Raw genomic sequence first — 21,245 nt, forward strand, 5'->3', positions numbered from 1 at the left:
CGGATCGTTCAACCAATCATTTTGCTTAACCGATCGGTGTTAACCGTAAGGTTGGTTTTTTTATACCTGAACATCTCTTCCGGCACCGCATCTTCCACAGGTTTTACTACGTACCCATGCACAAATTGGGGTAAAATTTACTCTCTCATCAACGCAGTGAATCTGATCGATTTTCGCGTTGAAAACAATAACGATACTAATAAGTAGTCAGGAGACTAATATGCCTGAAGCAACGCCTTTTCAGGTGCTTATTGTGGATGACCATCCGCTTATGCGGCGCGGTATTCGTCAATTACTGGAACTGGATCCAACCTTTGATGTCGTTGCCGAAGCGGGCGATGGCGCCACCGCGATCGATCTGGCAAATCGCCTCGACGTTGATGTGATCCTGCTTGATCTGAATATGAAAGGCCTGAGCGGGTTAGATACTCTGAATGCACTGCGTCGGGATGGCGTTACCGCGCAAATTATCATCCTGACCGTCTCAGATGCTTCCAGCGATATCTACGCGCTTATCGACGCGGGCGCTGACGGCTATTTACTGAAAGACAGCGATCCAGAAGTACTGCTGGAGGCAATCCGCACAGGTGCAAACGGCGGTAAAGTATTCAGCGGCCGCGTCAGTGAATATCTGCGTGAGCGTGAGCTGTTTGGGGCAGAAGAAGATCCATTCAGCGTATTGACCGAACGCGAGCTTGATGTCTTACACGAACTGGCTCAGGGACTGTCAAATAAACAGATTGCATCGGTGCTGAACATTTCGGAACAGACGGTGAAGGTGCATATTCGCAACCTGCTGCGCAAGCTCAACGTGCGTTCCCGCGTGGCGGCTACCATCCTGTTTTTACAGACCCGCGGAATGCAATAGATTGCAGGATGCCTGAATGATTTTCGGGCCTGATGCTCACGTCAAACATCAGGCCCGATAAACGCAGCGTCGTCGGCAATCAGGCGCTTACTCTGCCTGTGGCGACAGTTGCTGCATCGCCTGCGCAATACTGCGTTCAATCACCGCCCGACGGGTATCGTTGGCGGGCAGTAGCTTCAGCATCATCTCCCACGCGGCAACCGCTTCGCCAAAACGTTGCTGCTCAAAAGCATTAAACGCATACATACTGAGCACCCGAACGTTGGCATGGTCGCTTCTCACCAGCTGGCGCAATAACTCGCCACCCAGACGGTTGTCATTCGGATCGGAGGAGCGGGTGAGCGCTTCCGCGTAGCCCAACGCGGCGTCGCTATTTTTCGGATCCAGCCGGTAAGCATTGGCGTAGGCTTCCGTCGCCGTGCTGGCGTTACCTAATACCATTCCGACACGACCAAGCATAATCCAGCCTTCAACGTTGCCTGGTTCGTTTTGCAGACGCGTACGCAGGCCCAGCGCCAGACGTGCCATCTCCTCCTCATTAAGCGGCTGCGCCTTCGGATCCAGCGCGCGCTCCAGCAGCATCGGCGTCTGGGCAGTCGCCTGCTGCCAGATTTTTACCTGCTTATAGTTACCGGTTTGATAGTAGCTTACCGCCCCAACGATAAGAGCAATCACGATCCCCGGAATGTAAATGCCGAACCCGGCATGTGTTCCGTCAGCAGGGACGTCATCAGGGAATTCTTCCTGCTTCAGCCGCACCCGGCGGCGAGAGCGGGCGAAAATAATCCAGCCGCCGGTTACGATGGCAGCCACTGGCAGCACCCACAGCAGAATAGTCAGCGGGGTTAGCGGCGGATCGTAGGTGACGAAGTTGCCGTAGCGCGCCACCATGTAATCGACGATCTCTTTATTGTTTTTCCCTTCCTGCATCAGTTCGTATACCTTCTGACGCAGGTCGGTAGCAATCATCGAGTTGGAATCGGCAATGCTGTTGTTCTGGCATTTCGGACAGCGCAGTTGCTCCGTCAGCTGGCGGAACTGCTGTTCCTGAGCTTCATCCTTAAACTGCATTACGTCAATGGTCGCCAGCGCCGAACTGGAGAGCAGCAGCATCAGTACACCCAGTAAGAATCTCATTGTGCAGCCTCCTTACTGTATTTTTCCCATAATGGCCTGATTTCTCCCTCCCATACCCGATCGTTGAGATCGCCGGCATGGCGATAGCGAATGATCCCGTTCCCGTCGATCAGGAAGGTTTCCGGTGCGCCATAGACGCCTAAATCCAGCCCCAGCATACCGTCACCATCAAACAAACTCAGCGCGTAAGGATTACCCAGTTCTTTGAGCCAGGTAATGGCTTTCTGACGATCGTCTTTGTAATTCATCCCCACCACGCGAATTCCCTGCGCGGAGAGCTTATTCAGGTACTGATGCTCTGCGCGGCAGGTAGGACACCAGGTCGCCCAGACGTTCAGCAATACCGGCTTGCCCTGGGTCAAAACATCGGCCTGATAATGCTGGCCAGGGTTTTCCAGCGACTCAAGCCGGAAGGTCGGCACCGGCTTGCCGATCAGCGCCGACTCCAGGTTGGTAGGATCGTCCCCTTCCGCGTTCCGCGCCAGCTGCCACAACAGCGCTGCGGCAATCAGCAGGAAGATAATAAAAGGAATCAACAGTACGTTGCGCTTCATACAGCCTCCGGCGCCTTGTTCTGGGAAGTGGTTCGTCTGCGATAACGCGGATCGCACAGGCATAACAGCCCGCCCAGCGCCATCAGTAAGCCTCCTGCCCAAATCCAGCGGACAAACGGTTTGTAATACAGGCGTACCGCCCACGCCCCGTTCTCCAGTTCTTCACCAAGCGCCGCGTACAGGTCACGAGTGATCCCACCATCGATCGCCGCTTCCGTCATCATTGAACTGGTGCTGTTGTAGAAGCGTTTTTCCGCGTGCAATACCGCCTCCGGTTTACCGTCTCGCGTCACGCCGATAACCGCCACGCCGCCACGATAGTTTGGCCCCGTAATATCTTTCACTTCGCGGAAGGTGAAGCGATATTCATGAATATCCACGCTATCACCCGCTTTCATGCGAACATCTCGCTCAACGCTGTAGTTCTGGCTAAACGCGATACCGACGATGGTTACCGCCAGGCCAACGTGACCGGCGACCATGCCAAAATAGCTGAGCGTCATTTTCGTTCCGCGCGAAACGCGCTGTGCGACTTCAGCCATTGCCAGTACAAATACCCAGCTGGCCATCGCCAGGCCGACCACCGTCATCGCGACAATCTTGTTCTCAAACAGCCACGGCAACAGGAGCGACAGCACAAATGTACTCACCAGCGCAATAATCAGCAGACGTTGCAGCTTACGTGGGCGATCGCGCCCCCAGCGCACCAGCGGACCAATCCCCAGAAGCAGCGCAAACGGCGCCATCAGCCAGGTAAACATGGTATTAAAGAACGGTTCGCCAATGGAAATACTGCCCAGCCCCAGCTGTTTGTGTACCAGTGGCAGGAGCGTACCGAGCAGCACCACCAGCATGGCGGCAATGAGCAGCACGTTGTTGCCAAGCAGCAGCGATTCACGCGACCAGAGCGCATTATTCACCCGCGAGCGAACCTTGTGCCCGCGGGTGGCGAACAGCAGCAGCGAACCGCCAATCACCAGCACCATAAAAGCGAGAATAAACATCCCACGCGAAGGATCCGAGGCGAAAGCATGCACCGAAACCAGTACGCCGGAACGCACGAGGAAGGTCCCCAGCAAACAGAGTGAGAACGCGCTGATTGAAAGCAATAGCGTCCACGCTTTAAAACTGGCGCGCTGCTCCGTGACCGCCAGCGAGTGTACCAGGGCGGTTCCGACCAGCCACGGCATGAACGAGGCGTTCTCTACCGGATCCCAGAACCACCAGCCACCCCAGCCCAGTTCGTAATACGCCCACGCTGAACCCAGCACAATCCCCAGCGTCAGGAAGATCCAGGCGGCCAGCGTCCAGGGGCGAGAAAAACGGGCGAAGGTGCTGTCCAGACGCCCACTGAGCAGTGCGGCAATCGCAAACGCGAACGCCACCGAGAAACCAACGTAACCCATATACAGCAGCGGCGGGTGGAAGATCAGCCCCGGATCCTGCAACAGCGGGTTCAAATCGCGCCCTTCAATGGGGAAATCAGGCAGCGTTCGCGCGAACGGGTTGGAGGTAAACAGGATAAACAGCAGAAAGCCAACGCTGACCATCCCCATCACCGCCAGCACGCGGGCGACGATATCCAGCGGCATTCGTTGACTGAATACCGCCACGGCAAACGTCCAGCCGCTCATCAACAGCACCCACAGCAGCAGAGAGCCTTCGTGCGCCCCCCAGGTTGCCGCCACGCGATACCAGACCGGTAGCTGCGTGTTGGAGTTGCTGGCAACGTAAGTTACAGAAAAATCGTTTACCACAAACGCATGAATCAGCACCAAAAAGGCGCCCATCACCAGCACAAACAGCAGCCAGGCAAAGGGCCGTGCCGAAGCCATCATCCGCGTATCACCACGCGCCACGCCCCAGAGTGGGTAAACGGAGAGCAGAAGCGCCACGCCGAGCGCCAGGCACAGCAGCCCGTTGCCAATTTCAGGCATCATGATGATTTATCCTTATAAACGCTTTCCGGACGACGGTGATTTTCCTGCATCGCTTTTTCCACTTCTGGCGGCGTATAGTTTTCATCATGCTTGGCGAGCACTTCTTTGGCCTGGACATGATTTTTTTCGCCAAGCTCACCCTGTACCACGACGCCCTGCCCTTCGCGGAACAGATCCGGCAGGATGCCTTCGTACGTCACATCCACCACGCCTTCCGCGTCATAGATGCTGAAATTCACCTTCAGGGAGTCCGAATCGCGCTTCACGCTGCCCGGCATCACCATGCCGCCGACGCGCAAACGCTGGCCCACTTCCGGCAGCTGATGCGTTTCACGCTTACCGTAGAGAATCTCGCCCGGGGTATAGAACAGATCGATATTGGAGCGCAGCGCATACAGCACCAGCGTCACGGTCAGGGCCAGACCCGCCAGCACCGCGAAGGCGACCCATAAACGATTTTTTCGCCGGATATTCATGCTGCCTCCTGCTGCGCCTGCGCCGCACGCATGCGGGCTTCTCGCGCACGTTGCTGCGCAATATCACGTAAAATCGCACGATGCTGCATCGTACTTTGTACCACCAGTATTGCCATGGGAATAACGGTCATCGCGACCGCCAGCCAGACATAAAAGGCGTAGCCGCCCATAGCAAAGAAATCACTCCAGGATGCAAATGCGCTGGTCATTGGCGGCCTCTTTTTAAAATCAGTTCACTCACCCACGGGCGACGTTTTTCCATTATCAGAATCAGGTTACGCATACGCATCAGCGTCAGCGTGATAAACAGCAGCAGGCAGCCGATGATCGCCAGGCGCAGTGGCGTGCGCATCGCCGGATCAATGCTTTGCTGCATTCGGGTAGACCCCTGATGCAAGGTGTTCCACCACTCTACCGAGTAGTGAATAATCGGTAAGTTAACCACGCCAATCAGCACCAGAATACCCGCTGCGCGCCCGGCGAGACGACGATCGTCAAAGGCGTGCCACAGCGCAATCGCGCCGACATAGAGAAACAGCAGCACCAGCTCAGAGGTGAGTCGGGCATCCCAGACCCACCAGGTTCCCCACATCGGTTTGCCCCAGGCAGAGCCGGTTACCAGCGCAATAAAGGTAAACACCGCCCCCACCGGCGCCATCGCCGCCAGCGCCAGATTGGCCATTTTCATCTGCCAGACCAGACCAATGAACGCCGCGACGGCCATTGAGGCGTAGATCCCCATAGACCAGATCGCCGCCGGGACGTGCAGATAAATAATGCGATAGCTGTCCCCCTGCTGATAATCCGCAGGCGCAAAACCGAATCCCCAAATCCAGCCCGCTGCCAGCACCGCTGCACTGGCAACACCTAACCACGGGATGAACCAGCCGCAGATCTGATAGAGCCGCGAGGGAATCGCCAGTTGATGAAGTGTTTTCCACATATTCAGTCACCAGACTCAAACAAAACGAATGTAAACTGCGCTACTGCAAACTGATGCGTAACGCTGCCGCCGTCGCAAAAGGACTTAACGTTGCGCTGCCGACCAACAGCGCGCCCAGAATCGCCATGTACCCCTCAACGGGCAGGTGCATGGAGGCCGCATCCATCGCGGCGGTAGCAAAAATCAATAACGGGATAGTCAGTGGTAACACCAGAACGCTCAGCAGAACGCCGCCGCGTTTGAGTCCAACCGTTAATCCAACGCCCGGCGCCCCGAGAAAACCCAGCGTCGGCGTGCCCAGCAATAAGGTCAGCGCCATAATTTTCCAGCCGTACACGTCCATTCCCAGCAGCAGCGCCACCAGCGGGGAGAGGACCAGCAGCGGCAGCCCGGTCACCATCCAGTGAGCCATCACCTTCGCCAGCACCACGGCCGGTAACGGTAAGGGCAGCAGCATCAGCTGTTCGAGACTGCCGTCCTGCAGATCGTCGCGGAAAAGACGCTCCAGAGCCAGCAGTGAGGAGAGCAACGCAGCGACCCAGATAATACCGGGAGCAATACGCGCTAACAATTGCGGCTCCGGCCCAATGCTCAGCGGAAACAGTGTAATAACAATCAGGAAGAACCAGAGCGGATTAGCAATTTCCGCACTATGACGGAATGCAACCCGCAGTTCGAGACGGAAAATTCGCCACATCATTGCCCTGCCCTCTCGCTGGTCAGCGCAATGCGGCGGATTTTGTCCGTTGCAACGTTCATCGGCTGGTGAGTGGTCAGGATGACAATCCCGCCCTGCTCAGTGTGCTGAGCCATACGCTGCGTCAGGCGCTCCACGCCGTTCACATCGATGGCGGTAAAAGGTTCGTCGAGGATCCAGAGCGTAGCGCGGGTGAGCCAGAGACGTGCCAGCGCCACGCGACGCTGTTGTCCGGCTGAGAGTTGATTAACGGGAATATCTTCATATCCGGCAAGTCCAGCCTGCGCCAGCGCCTCCAGACACCGTGCGGTATCGCCGTCCTGATGAAAAAAACGCAGGTTCTCCAACGCCGTCAGCCGGGTTTTAATCCCCGGCTGATGTCCAATCCACAACAAATTTTGATGGTAGCTGTCCCGTACGTGATGCAGCGGTTGCTCCTGCCAGCATACGTCCCCGGCGTCAGGGCGAGCGAGCCCGGTGAGCAACCGCAACAGGGTGGTTTTCCCTGCGCCATTGCCCCCGGTGATTTGCACCCATTCCCCCGCTTTCACGTGGAATGACAAACCACTAAACAATATTCTGTCATCTCGCTCACAAAGTAATTCTCTGGCTTCAAGCATACCTGATTATCGACATCCTGTTAAAAGCCTGGTTTGACTTCTCGCATATCCGGGAGCTTATGCGCGATCCCTTTATGGCAGTCAATACAGGTCTGGCCGTCTTTCACTGCCTGATCGTGCATTTTCGCCGCGACGGTTTTTTGGGCAGTTAAATCCATAAACTCGAAGTTATGGCAGTTACGACACTCCTGAGAGTTATTATCTTTCATTCGTCGCCATTCATTCTGCGCCATTGTCAGACGATGGTCTTCAAATTTCTGTGGTGTATCGATCAGACCCAGCGCTTTTGCATACAGTTCTTTGCTGGCTTTAATCTTACGGATCATCTTCGGACCGAACTCATGCGGTACGTGACAATCAGGGCAGGTTGCACGCACGCCGCTACGATTGTTGTAGTGTACGGTTTCCATGTATTCCTGGTAGACCGTATTACGCATTTCGTGACAGCTGATGCAGAACTCTTCGGTGTTGGCCTTTTCCATCCCGGTGTTGAAACCGCCCCAGAAAATTATGCCGCCAACGAACCCGATTAACAACAGCGTACCCAGCGCCAGGCGGCTGGGGCGACGCCACCACTGCCAGATGCGCTTAATCCAGCCTGGTTTACGGTTAGAATTTTCCAAAATGACCTCCCGAGCCTATTCCAGTAGGCGTACATTGTTGCAACCAGCCTGGACGCGGACAGCGCGGGACAATCAGAGCGAACTTGCAGTACGCGAGGATTGTGAACATTGTCCAGGTCCGGAATGGCAAATAAAATAGCCTAATGGGACAGGCTCTCATTTCCCGTAACCTTTCGATGGAGTAAAGGTATTACCCACAATCGGCGCGGCGTCAGCCTGCGGTACGTGGCATTGCAGACAGAAGTAGCGACGCGGAGCCACTTCGGCCAGCACTTTGCCATCGCTGTCCATAAAGTGCGTCGGGCTGATGCGAGGCGCGCCGGTAGTACGGTAGCTCTCCACACCGTGGCACTGCAGGCAGCGGTTGGTATTGGTAGTCACCTGATAACCATCAACGCTGTGCGGGATCATCGGCGGCTGGTTAACATAGTTCAGCGGCATACGTTCCTGCTCTTTCTGCATGCGAATCGCCCCTTCCTGCGTTCCGGAGACTTCCGGAGACTGACTGAGATCCACTCCATTTGCTGCCCAAACCGCGCCGCTCACCACCAGGGCCAGCAGGGCCGTCCATTGACACAGCACTTTTTTCAGGTCATGGCTTTTCATGATTTCGCTCCCGAACTCCATCGTGTAGTTATTGTAAAAACATCCTCAGAACAGACATCGACACAGCGACCGCAGGTCATGCAGTCACGGCTGGTCACCTGCACCGGGCTTTGCTCATCCAGCACCGGCGCACGTAGCACATGCGGTTCCGGGCAAACATGAAAACAATCCATGCAGCGGTTACATTTCTGTCTGTCAATCGCTGCAACCGTTAACGCACCTTTACTCCCTATCGCGCCGTACAGTGCGCCTAAGGGACAAAGATGCCCGCACCAGCCGTGTTCAACGACCAGTAAATCAAATAAAAACAGAGCGATAATCAGCAGAGCACCGCTACCGAATCCCATCACCAGGCTTCGTCCGAGCAGGGAAACGGGGTTGATCCATTCCCACAACAGCGTTCCTGTCAGCGCTGAACCTGTCAGCACCACGACCAGGAGGACGTACCGTATATGGCGAGGGATCGTCGCGGACTGATTCAGGTCAAACCGTCTGCGCAACCCGTTAGCTAAATCGGTAACAGGGTTTAGCGGGCAGACCCAACTACAGAACAATCGCTTTCCTGCCAGTGCATACAGCACCGTAATAATCACAGCCCCCGTCAGCGCAACCGTGGCGGGCAGATGTCCGCTCGCCAGGCTTTGCAGGGTAATGAGCGGGTCGGTCAGTGGGATGGTATCGAACAGCAGGCTGCTGCTGTAATTCCCATGCAGGATCCAGACACCTAGCCACGGACCGCTAAGAAACATCCCCAGCACCACCAGTTGACTGATGCGACGCAGTACCAGCCAGCGGTGACTGCGCCACCAGCCTTTTTTCGCCTGGGCTTCACGCCCGACGTCACGTTTACGGTTTGCCATCTTTCCCCTCCAGCCAGCCGAAGCGGTAATGGTGCCCCAACTCCCCTTTCGCCAGAGACAGCGGCAAAACTTTTATTGCCGGCTGCTCCAGGACGCAGACCTTCTCGCATTTGCCGCAGCCGGTACAGGCGTCGCTGTGTACGGTTGGCAAAAATCGTGCGTGCTTACCGGTACGCATATTGCGATCCAGCTCCAGCGTGATGGCCTCATCAATTTTCGGGCATTCGCGGTAACACACGTCACAGCGCAATCCCTGGAAGTTAAGACAGTTCTCCTGATCCAGCAGAACCGCCAGCCCCATACGCGAATCATCAATGGATTCGATTTCCCGATCTAACGCCCCGCTGGGGCAGACTTTGGCGCACGGAATGTCTTCACACATTTCGCAGGGGATATCACGAGCAACAAAGTAAGGCGTACCAGCCGAAAGCCCGGAGGCCAGCGTCGCCAGTTTCAACGTGTCATAAGGGCATGCCTGGACGCACTGCCCGCAGCGGATGCAGGCGCTGGCAAACGCATCCTCACTCAATGCGCCAGGCGGGCGCAACCGCACACCGGTTGCACGTGCGGTTTGCTGTTGTAACCCCAGCGCCACGCCAACGGCAACCAGCCCGCCCGCTGTGCGAACAACATCGCGCAGGAAGCGGCGGCGGCCATTTTGAGGTTTCGCTGACCGGGACATGACGGCTTACACCTTCGCCAGTTTAACGGCACACTTCTTGAAATCCGTCTCTTTGGAGAGCGGATCCGTCGCATCCAGCGTCAGGTTATTCACCAGCTGTGCGGCGTCGAAGAACGGCATATAGACCAGCCCCTGCGGCGGTCGGTTACGACCACGCGTTTCCACGATTGAAATCACTTCGCCACGACGGGAAATCACTTTCACCTTATCGCCACGACGCAGATCGCGTGATTTTGCATCCAGCGGATGAATAAACAGTACCGCTTCCGGGAACGCACGGTGCAGCTCAGGGACGCGGCGCGTCATGCTGCCGGTGTGCCAGTGCTCCAGTACGCGACCCGTGGAGAGCCACAGGTCATACTCTTTGTCCGGCGCTTCCGCCGCGGGTTCGAACGGCAGCGCGAAAATCACCGCTTTGCCATCTGGCTTACCATAGAATTTGTAACCCTCACCTGCTTTCACGTACGGGTCATTCCCTTCGCTGTAGCGCCACTGTGTCTCTTTACCGTCAACCACCGGCCAGCGCAGGCCGCGTGCTTTGTGGTAATCGTCAAACGGCGCCAGATCGTGACCGTGTCCGCGACCAAACCAGGCATACTCTTCGAACAGCCCTTTTTGCAGGTAAAAACCCAGCTCGCGGGATTCATCATTCAGCTGATCTTCCGCAATCTCGCTCAGCGGATATTTCGTCACTGCAGGCGTTGCAAACAGTACGTCGTACAGGGTTTTGCCACGCAGTTCCGGTTTTTGCGCCAGTAGCTCTTCCGGCCAGACCTCTTCCGTTTTGAAACGACGCGCAAACTGCACTAACTGCCACAGATCCGATTTCGCCTCGCCTGGCGCGGTAATCTGCTGATGCCAGAACTGGGTGCGGCGCTCGGCGTTGCCGTAAGCCCCCTCTTTTTCAACCCACATCGCGGTTGGCAGGATAAGATCCGCTGCCAGCGCGCTGACGGTTGGGTACGGATCGGAGACAATGATAAAGTTACGCGGATCGCGCCAGCCCGGCATACGCTCTTCATTGATGTTCGGGCCTGCCTGCATGTTATTGGTACACATTGTCCAGTAGACATTCAGCTTGCCGTCTTTCAACGCACGATCCTGTGCTATCGCATGCAGACCGATTTTTGCCGGAATGGTCCCGGCAGGAATATTCCAGTGTTTCTCACAGATTTCACGATGCTTATCGTTGGTCACCACCATGTCCGCAGGCAGACGGTGGGAGAAGGTTCCCACTTCACGGGCGGTACCACAGGCAGAAGGCTGACCGGTCAGGGAGAACGGTCCACAACCCGGCTGGGCAATTTTTCCCGTCAGCAGGTGGATGTTGTAAACCAGGTTGTTGGCCCACACGCCGCGCGTATGCTGGTTAAAGCCCATCGTCCAGTAGGAGATGACCTTCTTATTCGGATCGGCATACAGTTTTGCCAGCTGTTCCAGCTGATCTTTCGGCACGCCGGTCATTTCGGCGGTTTTATCCAGCGTGTACTCGGCAACGAAGGCTTTGTAGTCTTCAAAGCTCATCGGCTCGGAGGCATCGGAACCCGGGTTTTTCGCCGCTTTTTCCAGCGGATGGGTAGGACGCAGGCCGTAGCCGATATCCGTAACCCCTTTACGCAGGTTGACGTGCTTGCTGAAGAAGTCCTGATTGATCGCATCGTTCTGAATGATGTAGTTCGCGATGTAGTTGAGGATCACCAGATCGGTTTGCGGCGTGAAGATCATGCCGTTATCCGCCAGCTCAAAACTACGATGCTGGAAGGTGGACAGTACGGCGACAGTCACATTTTGGTCAGACAAACGACGGTTGGTGATGCGCGACCACAGGATCGGGTGCATCTCCGCCATATTGGCGCCCCACAGGACAAACGCGTCAGCCTGCTCGATATCGTCGTAGCAGCCCATCGGCTCATCCATACCAAAGGTACGCATGAAGCCCACTACCGCTGACGCCATGCAGTGACGCGCGTTCGGGTCGATGTTATTGGAGCGGAAGCCTGCTTTGAACAGTTTGGCGGCGGCATAGCCTTCCCAGATGGTCCACTGGCCGGAACCGAACATCCCGATGGACTCCGGGCCTTTCTCTTTCATGGACGTTTTGAATTTCTCTTCCATGATATCGAACGCTTGATCCCAACCGATCGGGGTGAAATCGCCATCTTTACTGTACTGACCCTCTTTCATACGCAGCATCGGCTGCGTTAAGCGGTCCTTTCCATACATGATCTTTGGCAGGAAGTAACCTTTGATGCAGTTAAGACCACGGTTAACCGGTGCCTCCGGATCGCCCTGGCAGGCCACAATACGACCCTGCTGAGTTCCGACCAGCACACCACAACCGGTACCGCAAAAACGGCACGGCGCTTTGTCCCACTTAATGGCTTCCTGCTGGCCCACAACCGCGCGGGCCACGCCCGGCACGCTTAGCCCGGCAGCCGCCGCAGCGGCCGCAACGGCGTTAGCTTTCATAAAGCTACGACGACTGAGTTTCATGGTGTTTCCTCACCTTGCTCATCCTGCTGGTGATAAACCAGCGACACCGCCAGTACGCCCGCAACGTTGCGCACCGACTCAATTGTTTGCATCAGCGTTTCGCTGTGTTCTGCCTCAACCACCACAATCAACTGACCGCTTTCCCTGTCACTCACGGCGACTTCACAGCCTGGAAATTCGCTCAGTTGTGTGCTGATATCCTGTAAATGCTGGCCTTTGGCCTGAACGATCAGGCTGCAGACCTGCCAGTTAGTGTCCATGGTTGTACTCCGCAGTAATGGCTGATACCGGACAGCTGGCGGCACAAGCCCCGCATCCGTTGCACGCCTGATTGTCGAGTTGTGGTTGATATATACCGGACAGCGTGGGACGAAAAGTAATCGCCAGGGGTTCACAACTGTCCTGACAGCGACGACATTCCACGGACTGATACGCCAGACAATCTTGCCCGATAGTGAAATCCAGCTCCCATGCCCTAGTGTGGCGCGGAGAAAAAAGGGATTCCGGGCAAGCCTGCGCACAGGCGTAGCAGAAGCTACATTCGTTTTGGGTGAAATTGATAACCGGATACCCACCCGAACCGCGTTGCAGAATGGCGTTTTCACAGGCCTGTATGCAGGCGTCGCAGCGGGTACAGTGACGCAGAAAGTGGGTCTCTTCGCCAGACCAGGGCGGACGGATCCCGATGCTGGCGTTGCGCCAGCTGCCGGTCAGTATGCCTCGACGGGATAGATCAACCATGACATTGTCCTTCCAGATACAACGCTCACCCAGGGCGGGTTAAAAATCGCACAACAACTACTCATTCATTATTATGATTGGTAAGATATTTCAGGATGTGTGGCAGATGCATACCCCGATTGGGGTAAATGCGGGAGTGGGATCAAAAGAGTGTGTATTTAGCCCGTTTTAACGTGCTTTTGCTCACATTTCAAAGTGTTATGTAATTATTTATATAACGAAGATTTAAAAAGAGAATAATCTTATTGGCAGAAATATATTCAGCATATAAAACCATTAAAATAAAAAAAACCAACCTGGCACTCTTTAAATATAAGTAAATGTAGATTAATAGGCGAAATGAATATGTTAATCTCAGGCCAAACCGTTCATGAGACAAAAAGGAAAAACTGTGAACAATAAAATGAAGACAATTGTCCCTGCCGTTCTGTTCGCCGCTTTCGCCAGCACCTCTGCGTGGGCAGCCAACAACGACGCCAGCGCGCAGCCTCTGGAAAAAGTCGCGCCTTATCCGAAAGCGGAAAATGGGATGAAGCGTCAGGTCATTCAGTTAACCCCACAGGAGGACGAATCTACCCTGAAAGTGGAACTGCTGATTGGTCAGACGCTGGAGGTTGATTGCAACCAGCATCGCCTGGGTGGAAAACTGGAAAGTAAAACGCTGGAAGGCTGGGGATATGACTACTATGTGTTCGACAAAGTCACCTCCCCGGTTTCCACGATGATGGCCTGCCCGGACGGTAAAAAAGAGCAGAAATTCGTGACGGCTTATCTGGGTGACGATGGGATGCTGCGTTATAACAGCAAGCTGCCAATTGTGGTCTACACCCCGGCCAACGTGGAGGTGAAATTCCGGGTCTGGAAAGCGGACGAAACCGTGCAGAACGCCGTAGAGCGTTAATTCAGAACGCCTGATGACAGCGTAAATGGCTTATCAGGCCGACACAGAGCAACGTGCAGGCCTGATAAGTGAAGCGCCGTTGGCAGTGCGATTACAGCGCGATATCCGCCACTTCTTTGCGCTCTGGCTGCGGCTGAGCCTGCGGTTTCAACTGCGGTTTTGGCGCGGCATCCACCACCTGCGGCTTGTCATATTTCAGCCCCAGCACTTCGCTGGTGTACTGCAACTCTTGCTCCGTTGCCTCCACGTCGCCGTTCAGCTTTGTTCCATAAGACGGAATAATCGCCTTCAGCTTCGCCTGCCACTCCGGCGTCGCTACTTTATCTTTGAACACGGTTTCCATCAGATGCAGCATGATCGGCGCAGCGGTAGACGCGCCCGGTGATGCGCCCAGCAGCGCCGCAATGGTGCCCTCTTTATCGCTCACCACTTCGGTCCCCAGACGCAGCACGCCGCCTTTATCCGCATCACGCCTGATGATCTGCACGCGCTGGCCCGCCTGCCATAAACGCCAGTCCTCTTTTTTCGCCTGCGGATAGTACTCCTTCAGCGCTTCAAAACGATCGTCATCACTGAGCATCACCTGCCCTATCAGATATTTCACCAGATCGAAGTTATCCATCCCGACGTTAACCATCGGCATAAAGTTCGACGTGGTGGTCGAACTCAGGAGATCCCACAGCGAACCGTTTTTCAGGAATTTGGTTGAGAAGGTGGCAAACGGTCCGAACAGCACGACGCGTTTGCCATCCAGTACGCGGGTATCAATGTGCGGAACAGACATCGGCGGTGCGCCAACGGAGGCCTGACCGTACACCTTCGCCAGATGGCGATTAACCACCTCCGGGTTTTCGGAGACCAGGAACTGCCCGCCTACCGGGAATCCGGCGTAATCTTTCGCTTCAGGAATACCGGACTCCTGTAGCAACTTAAGCGCCGCACCGCCAGCACCGATAAAGATAAACTTCGTCTTTATCGTATGCTCCGCTTCGCCGCTTTTCAGATCGGCAACGGTTACAGTCCAGGTGTTGTCAGCATTGCGTTTAAAGCCCCGCACTTCGGTGTTCAGCTTCAGCGCAAAGTTTGGTTTTTTCTGCAACGATGCAATTAACTGGCGCGTAATTTCACCGTAGTTGACGTCAGTGCCGATCTCCGTACGGGTTGCGGCGACCTTCTGCTGCGGATCGCGACCTTCCATCACCAGCGGCGCCCACGCTTTGATTTGCGCGTGGTCTTCGGAGTAACGCATTCCACGGAACAGTGTGCTCTGCTGCAACGCGGCGTAACGGGCGCGGAGGAAATTCACATTTTCATCGCCCCAGACAAAACTCATATGCGCAACCGTATTGATGAAGGTACGGGGGTCATGCAGCACGCCGCTGTTGACCTGATGCGCCCAGAACTGGCGGGAAACCTGGAAGGCTTCATTAATTTCGACTGCCTTTTCAATACTGACAGAGCCATCGGCCTTCTTCGGCGTGTAGTTCAGCTCCATCAGCGCAGAGTGCCCCGTACCGGCGTTGTTCCAGCCGTTGGAGCTTTCCTGTGCCACACCGTCAAGGCGCTCGACCATGGTCATAGACCAGTCTGGCTGAAGTTCCTGTAAGTACGTCCCCAGCGTGGCACTCATGATGCCGCCGCCAATTAACAGAACATCCGTCTCCTGCTCTTCGGTCGCTTTCGCTTTTGCCGCCATCGAGACAGCATTCAGCCCCACGGCCATTGAGAAGAGCATGGCAGTCACTTTTTTCATAATGTTAATGCCTTACTTTTAGTATCGTTTTTTGCTTTTTTGCAGGTGAAACTCGAGCGGCATTAACGGTAACACTTAAGTTAAAATATTTAAATATTGTTTATAAATTATATTAAATTTTTAAAAATATTATGAATAAGTTGATTTTTTATAGGGTTATTAACACTATTTTCTGGAAACCGATCGTCAGGCAGGGGCCATCTGCGCCTGCTGGTTCGCGAGACGCTGGCGGGAAATCCGTGTTGTTCTGTCATGCGGCATCTAACGCTAACGAGCGGCTACATCAGAAAAAGCGTCGCCAGCCCAAGAAAAATAAAGAACCCGCCGGTATCCGTAATGGCGGTGATCATCACGCTTGAGCCGACCGCCGGGTCGCGCCCTAGCTTGACCATTGTCATGGGGATGATCACCCCCATCAGCGCCGCCATCAGCAGATTAAGCATCATTGCCAGCGTCATCACTGCGCCAAGCGGCATATCATCATACAACCACCAGGTAACGCCGCCCATTATCCCGCCCCAGACAAGGCCATTGACCAGCGCCACGCCCATTTCACGCAGAATAAGAAACGTCAGGTTACCCGGCTGGATATTCTGCAACGCCAGCGCACGGACAATCATGGTGATGGTCTGATTTCCGGTGTTACCGCCAATCCCCGCCACGATGGGCATGAGTGAGGCCAGCGCTACCAGCTGTGAAATGGTATGCTCAAAGCCGTCAATAACCCGCGAGGCGATAAATGCCGTACACAGGTTGATCGCCAGCCACGCCCAGCGGGTTTTTACCGCTTTGGGAACAGGGGCGAACACATCCTCTTCCGTACTCAGGCCGCCCATCCGACGCAGATCGTTATCCGTCTCTTCGTACACCACATCGACGATTTCATCGATGGTCAAACGCCCCATCAGTTTTCCGGAAGGATCGACCACGGCAGCACTTACCAGGTTGTCACGTTCGAAGGTGCGCGCCGCGTTTTCCGCAATATCTTCCGGGGCAAACGTCAGCGGATCGTCATCCATCACTTCGCTGACTTTCTTTTGGACATCATTAAGCAAAATACAGGTCAGCGTCAGTTCGCCGACGAGGATTTTATTGCGGTTGATAACAAACAGTTTATCGGTATTCTCCGGCATCTTTCCCAGACGCCGGAGATAGCGCTGAACCACCTCCAGCGTTACGTCCGGCCGCACGGTGATAACGGCAAACTCCATGATCGCACCGACGCGATTTTTCTCGAAATGCATCACCTGCCGAACGCGGGCCCGCTCTTCCGGCGGTAACCGGGAAAGTAGGCGGCCAGTCAGGTTACGCGGCAGGTGCTGAACCAGGTAAATCTGTTCATCGATATCAAGATATTGCAGCGCATCCAGCAGCTCCCGGTCTGACATTTCGTCGATCAGGTCGTCCCAGACGTTCTCCGAGGCCTCAAGCAGCACGTGGCCACGTTTTTCACTATCAATCAGCCGCCATAATGCATGGCGTTCTTCGGAGGGCAGCGCTTCGAGGGTATCGGCCAGATCGGGCGGCGGAAGATGAGCAACCAGCACCCCTACCTCAGCAATATCGTCGGCCAACGTACCGACATCATATTGCTCAGCCAGGGTCAGCTTGCCTAACAGTGTGGAAATAATAGCTTTATCGGTGGTGAGCAACCAGATAAGGCGCGCACGCTCTTCATCGCGCAATCTGGCGCTGTTTTTATGTTTTGGCAGCATAAGTGATCAATCCATGGAATAAGATGCCATCAAGCATGGCTCCAGCTTATGTAAATAACAATAAACGTTGAAACTGAATGGATAAAAAAACGGCAAGGATAGTGATAATTCGTCGCCGGATGGCGGTTACCCACGATCCGGCCCGGCAATGAATCCATTATGTTGTTCGCGCTACCGCATCGCGGGATGCAGCGTCACGCTCATCTCCTGTCAGCTCGCTCAGCTGGCCGTTGCGCATTTCAAGCAGACGGTCAGCATGAATGAAGTAGTGATCATCATGGCTGATTGCGAAAATCGTTTTCCCCATCTCCTGCATGAGCGGCAGCAGCACCTGGTAGAATTCGCGGCGGAAATGCGGATCCTGGTCGGCGGCCCACTCATCCAGCAGGATGATGTCGCGCTCTTCCGCCAGCGCCAGCAGCAGCGCCACACGCTTTTTCTGCCCTTTCGATAGCTTCAGATTCAGAATACGTCCGTCATTCAACTCAAGCTTGTGCGCCATTTTCAGGTGCTCCAGCCATTTTTCGACCAGTGCAGGATCCGCCGGTTTTCCTTCTGGCCCCAGCAGCTGGTCAAACAGCCAGACATCGGTGAACACCGCCGAGAAAAGCTTACGATAATCTTCCGGTTTCTGTGCCGATACCGGTTTACCGTCAAGCAGGATCTCTCCGGATTGGGGCTGGTAAAGCCCGGTCAGCAGCATCGCCAGCGTTGACTTCCCGCTGCCGTTACCGCCGATCAGAAACAACAGTTCGCCGCGGTGAATCGTCAGATTGACCGGCCCTACGGAAAACGCATTATCCTGATAGTGGAAAACCACGTCACGCAGCGTCAGGGTTTTCCAGTCCGGGAACGCCTGCGGGCGCGGAAATTCTGCTTTAAACGGCGCGAGCGCAAACTTGTTCAGCTTGTTAAACGCCACCTGCGCGGTGAGCAGCGTGGGCAGCGCACCGACAGCAGAAAGCAGCGGCGTGCGCAGGAACAGCAGCGTCAGTGAGTACGTCGCCGCAACGGCGGTGTCCGCCCAGCCGAGGCTATTCGCCATCCAGAACACCAGCCCGATAGCGCCGAGCATCATAATATTCGACCAGTTTACTGCGCTCAGATGGAAGGTGTCGGCGCGAATAATATGGTGGCGGTACTCTTTGGCATCCGGAACATACAGGTGACTGAAGATATGCTCTGCACGTTCGCGGTTGAGGGTCAGCTCTTTGCGCCCCTCCAGCACCGTCTGGTAGTCGTTATACAGCTTATCCTCAGTCTCTCTGAGGGTCGCCATATGCCTGTAAACCCGCGCCACCAGCACAAATCCGCCCCAGATGGTTATCGCCATCCAGATAGCCGTCACCAGCAGCATTTTCGTCGAGAGCATGGCCAGATAGACCGCAGATCCGAGGGTCAGGATGATTCCCTGTACCAGTTCCGGCAGACGGACAAAGGCGATGGTGATGTTACGAATGTCGCTGGTCAGGCCGGCCAGCAGCGAGGCGCTGCCCAGTTGCTCAATCCGCTCGACGTGGGTATCGAGAATACGTTTAATGAATTCACTGCGCAGACGGTAAACAAAGTGATGCCCAAGCGTAGTCAGCGCCAGCTGCGATCCCAGCGTCACCGCCATCAGCAGTAACAGTAGCCCCAGAAACTCTGGCAATACCATCAGCGTGGTATCAACCGTTTCAATCAGTCGCTGATTGATAAAGGCTATCAGCCCAATCCCCAGCGCTGCGCTGGCGAGGCTGAGCGCCATTACGCTGATAAATGGCCAGCGATACTGCCGCCAGACAAGAAGAAGTAGTTCCATTCAGACAACCCGGACAACGAAAAACAAGCCCGCAGTTTAAACATCTCGCCGCACACAGCAATAATAATTCTTATTTTTATTCTTTATTACCCGCCTGGCGGAAGGTCAGATTATAGCGGCAGTCGGCGGTCAGAGGGTGAAATCCGGTTTTAAGCGGCTGGATCCCATGATAACGAAGCCGCGACTCGCCGCCCCAGACCACCACATCGCCATGCTCCAGCAGCAGACGTTTTAGCGGATCGCTACGCCGCAGCCCGCCAAACTGAAAAATCGCTGGCAGACCTAAAGAGACCGAGACGATTGGCGCACGCAGATCCGGCTCATCTTTATCCTGATGCAAAGAGAGCTTTGCCCCTGGCGTGTAGCGATTTATCAGACAGGCATCCGGCTGAAAATCCGGGTAACCGGCAGCCGTTGCCGCCTGATGACACAGGTGAGCAAACGACGCAGGAAGGGCTGGCCACGGATGGCCTGTGAGCGGATCGACAGAAGAATAAAGATACCCGTACCGATCGGTGGTCCAGCCAAGTTTTCCGCAGTTGGTCATCGCCACCGACATGGTATATCCGCCTGGCGTAACCATCTGACGAAACGGCGACTGCCGGGCTAGGATGTCAATCTCCTGCACCAGCTCTTGCGCGGTGCTGAAGGCAAAACGGCGCAAAATTAACGCGCCAGGGGCCAGCGGCTCCTGCCAGGGTTGCGTATCAGCAAAAAGATCCAGCATCAGCCCTCCTCACTCGCTGCCTCACGTTTCAGGAGCTGCGCTTTACGCGCCACGCCCCAGCGATAACCTGACAGTGAGCCATCACTGCGCACCACCCGATGACACGGAATCACAATTGCCAGCCTGTTGGCACCACAGGCGCTGGCGACCGCCCGAACCGCCTTCGGTTTACCCAGCACATTCGCCAGCTGCTGGTAGCTCACTGTTTCGCCGCATGCGATAGTGCGCAATGCCTGCCAGACCTGCTGCTGGAAAGCGGTTCCCTGAATATCTAATGGTAGCGTTAACGGCGCATTCCGCGCGTTGATACTGGCGATCACCTGACGAACGCGCTGTTGAAAATCCGGATCTGCCGGGGCGTACAGGGCGGCCGGAAAGAGTTGATGCAGTTCGGCAACCAGCGCGTCATCGCTATCGCCGAGTAAAATGGCACAAATCCCCCGCTCGCTCTCCGCCACCAGGCAACGTCCCAGCGAGCAGTCCACTACCGCATAGCGGACGGCAAGATTATCACCGCCTTTACGAAACTGTTTTGCCGTCATGCCCAGCGCGGCATCGGCCGTTCTGTAATAGCTGCTGCTGTTGGGAAATCCGGCATCAAAGACCGCTTGCGTCACGCTGTCGCCTTTCACCAGCGCCTCACGCAGACGACGGGCCCGGAACGACTGCTGCCATGCTTTCGGCGTCATCCCGGTGGTCGCTTTGAACAGGCGATGCAGATGAAATGGACTCATCGCCACCTCTTGCGCCAGTGCCTCAAGGGTGATGGGTTTATCCTGCTCCAGCAGCTGACAGGCGCGGGTGATTTTATCCAGACGGTGCTGCTGCGCATTTTGTTTATCCGGCTGGCAGCGCTTACAGGGACGATACCCGGCAACCTGCGCTTCGTTCGCACTGGTGAAGAATGTGACGTTTTTACGCAAGGCATGTTTTGCCCGGCAGGACGGACGACAGAAAATGCCCGTTGTCTGTACCGCGAAGACAAACTGACCGTCGGCGTCCGGATTACGTTCCAGCACCGCCTGCCAGCGTTGTTCATCATCTACTCGTAAAGCGTTTTTCATTATGGACTCCTTCGTTAAGCATAGCGCTTAGTCTCAGTCTGTCC

At 55.3% G+C, this 21,245-nt stretch carries 22 protein-coding genes; 2 read left to right on the plus strand and 20 right to left on the minus strand.

Features of this window, described 5'->3' with window-relative positions; translation table 11 throughout:
- Nucleotides 1-220: 220 nt before the first annotated feature.
- Nucleotides 221-868, plus strand: coding sequence for a nitrate/nitrite response regulator protein NarP (narP, locus tag C3432_RS03140; protein WP_103775220.1), 648 nt, complete (start codon nt 221-223; stop codon nt 866-868).
- A gap of 87 nt (nt 869-955) precedes the next feature.
- On the opposite strand, the gene C3432_RS03145 is transcribed toward narP, so the two are convergent.
- The 15 genes from C3432_RS03145 to napF form a co-directional block, all read right to left on the minus strand.
- Nucleotides 956-2,005 (minus strand): cytochrome c-type biogenesis protein CcmH, encoded by a 1,050-nt coding sequence (locus C3432_RS03145; RefSeq protein ID WP_103775221.1) that lies wholly within the window; start codon nt 2,003-2,005, stop codon nt 956-958.
- Nucleotides 2,002-2,559 (minus strand): thiol:disulfide interchange protein DsbE, encoded by a 558-nt coding sequence (gene dsbE, locus C3432_RS03150; RefSeq protein ID WP_103775222.1) that lies wholly within the window; start codon nt 2,557-2,559, stop codon nt 2,002-2,004. Before dsbE ends, C3432_RS03145 begins: the two co-directional genes overlap by 4 nt.
- Entirely contained in the window at nt 2,556-4,499 is a 1,944-nt protein-coding gene (locus tag C3432_RS03155) for a heme lyase CcmF/NrfE family subunit (RefSeq protein ID WP_103775223.1), read from the minus strand. Before C3432_RS03155 ends, dsbE begins: the two co-directional genes overlap by 4 nt.
- On the minus strand, nt 4,496-4,975 hold the full coding sequence (gene ccmE / locus C3432_RS03160) for a cytochrome c maturation protein CcmE (RefSeq protein ID WP_103775224.1): 480 nt from the start codon (nt 4,973-4,975) through the stop codon (nt 4,496-4,498). The genes C3432_RS03155 and ccmE overlap by 4 nt, the downstream gene beginning before the upstream one ends.
- Complete coding sequence (gene ccmD / locus C3432_RS03165; protein ID WP_103775225.1) at nt 4,972-5,184, minus strand: heme exporter protein CcmD; 213 nt, start codon at nt 5,182-5,184, stop codon at nt 4,972-4,974. Before ccmD ends, ccmE begins: the two co-directional genes overlap by 4 nt.
- Nucleotides 5,181-5,918 carry a heme ABC transporter permease gene (locus C3432_RS03170; RefSeq protein ID WP_103775226.1) on the minus strand — a complete coding sequence of 246 codons (738 nt, stop codon included), beginning with the start codon at nt 5,916-5,918 and terminating at the stop codon, nt 5,181-5,183. The genes ccmD and C3432_RS03170 overlap by 4 nt, the downstream gene beginning before the upstream one ends.
- Before the next feature lie 40 nt (nt 5,919-5,958).
- A complete protein-coding gene (ccmB, locus tag C3432_RS03175) occupies nt 5,959-6,618 on the minus strand; it encodes a heme exporter protein CcmB (protein ID WP_103775227.1) in 660 nt (219 codons plus the stop codon).
- Nucleotides 6,615-7,235, minus strand: coding sequence for a cytochrome c biogenesis heme-transporting ATPase CcmA (ccmA, locus tag C3432_RS03180; RefSeq protein WP_103775228.1), 621 nt, complete (start codon nt 7,233-7,235; stop codon nt 6,615-6,617). Before ccmA ends, ccmB begins: the two co-directional genes overlap by 4 nt.
- Before the next feature lie 20 nt (nt 7,236-7,255).
- A complete protein-coding gene (napC, locus tag C3432_RS03185; protein ID WP_103775229.1) occupies nt 7,256-7,858 on the minus strand; it encodes a cytochrome c-type protein NapC in 603 nt (200 codons plus the stop codon).
- 156 nt (nt 7,859-8,014) lie between these two features.
- Nucleotides 8,015-8,464, minus strand: a complete 450-nt coding sequence (gene napB / locus C3432_RS03190; RefSeq protein WP_103775230.1) for a nitrate reductase cytochrome c-type subunit — start codon at nt 8,462-8,464, stop codon at nt 8,015-8,017.
- On the minus strand, nt 8,461-9,324 hold the full coding sequence (napH, locus tag C3432_RS03195) for a quinol dehydrogenase ferredoxin subunit NapH (protein WP_103775231.1): 864 nt from the start codon (nt 9,322-9,324) through the stop codon (nt 8,461-8,463). Before napH ends, napB begins: the two co-directional genes overlap by 4 nt.
- Nucleotides 9,311-10,006 (minus strand): ferredoxin-type protein NapG, encoded by a 696-nt coding sequence (napG, locus tag C3432_RS03200; RefSeq protein ID WP_103775232.1) that lies wholly within the window; start codon nt 10,004-10,006, stop codon nt 9,311-9,313. The genes napH and napG overlap by 14 nt, the downstream gene beginning before the upstream one ends.
- A gap of 6 nt (nt 10,007-10,012) precedes the next feature.
- Nucleotides 10,013-12,499, minus strand: a complete 2,487-nt coding sequence (gene napA / locus C3432_RS03205) for a nitrate reductase catalytic subunit NapA (RefSeq protein WP_103775233.1) — start codon at nt 12,497-12,499, stop codon at nt 10,013-10,015.
- Nucleotides 12,496-12,759: a chaperone NapD gene (gene napD / locus C3432_RS03210; protein WP_103775234.1), complete on the minus strand. Its 264-nt coding sequence runs from the start codon at nt 12,757-12,759 to the stop codon at nt 12,496-12,498. Before napD ends, napA begins: the two co-directional genes overlap by 4 nt.
- The gene (gene napF, locus C3432_RS03215) at nt 12,749-13,240 is read right to left on the minus strand and encodes a ferredoxin-type protein NapF (RefSeq protein WP_103775235.1); all 492 of its coding nucleotides are present in this window, start codon (nt 13,238-13,240) and stop codon (nt 12,749-12,751) included. The genes napD and napF overlap by 11 nt, the downstream gene beginning before the upstream one ends.
- Before the next feature lie 403 nt (nt 13,241-13,643).
- Here napF and eco point away from each other — a divergent pair, with 403 nt between their 5' ends.
- Nucleotides 13,644-14,141 (plus strand): serine protease inhibitor ecotin, encoded by a 498-nt coding sequence (gene eco / locus C3432_RS03220; RefSeq protein ID WP_103775625.1) that lies wholly within the window; start codon nt 13,644-13,646, stop codon nt 14,139-14,141.
- 91 nt (nt 14,142-14,232) lie between these two features.
- On the opposite strand, the gene mqo is transcribed toward eco, so the two are convergent.
- From mqo to ada, 5 genes are all read right to left on the minus strand, one after another.
- Nucleotides 14,233-15,894 carry a malate dehydrogenase (quinone) gene (gene mqo / locus C3432_RS03225; protein WP_103775236.1) on the minus strand — a complete coding sequence of 554 codons (1,662 nt, stop codon included), beginning with the start codon at nt 15,892-15,894 and terminating at the stop codon, nt 14,233-14,235.
- Between the two features lie 278 nt (nt 15,895-16,172).
- Nucleotides 16,173-17,609, minus strand: a complete 1,437-nt coding sequence (gene mgtE / locus C3432_RS03230) for a magnesium transporter (protein ID WP_103775237.1) — start codon at nt 17,607-17,609, stop codon at nt 16,173-16,175.
- Between the two features lie 157 nt (nt 17,610-17,766).
- The gene (locus C3432_RS03235) at nt 17,767-19,410 is read right to left on the minus strand and encodes a multidrug ABC transporter permease/ATP-binding protein (protein ID WP_103775238.1); all 1,644 of its coding nucleotides are present in this window, start codon (nt 19,408-19,410) and stop codon (nt 17,767-17,769) included.
- 76 nt (nt 19,411-19,486) lie between these two features.
- Nucleotides 19,487-20,137: a DNA oxidative demethylase AlkB gene (gene alkB, locus C3432_RS03240; RefSeq protein ID WP_103775239.1), complete on the minus strand. Its 651-nt coding sequence runs from the start codon at nt 20,135-20,137 to the stop codon at nt 19,487-19,489.
- Nucleotides 20,137-21,201, minus strand: a complete 1,065-nt coding sequence (ada, locus tag C3432_RS03245; RefSeq protein WP_103775240.1) for a bifunctional DNA-binding transcriptional regulator/O6-methylguanine-DNA methyltransferase Ada — start codon at nt 21,199-21,201, stop codon at nt 20,137-20,139. The genes alkB and ada overlap by 1 nt, the downstream gene beginning before the upstream one ends.
- Between the last annotated feature and the right edge of the window lie 44 nt (nt 21,202-21,245).

Origin of the sequence: Citrobacter amalonaticus (genome assembly GCF_002918555.1) — a bacterium.
GTDB lineage: Bacteria > Pseudomonadota > Gammaproteobacteria > Enterobacterales > Enterobacteriaceae > Citrobacter_C > Citrobacter_C amalonaticus_A.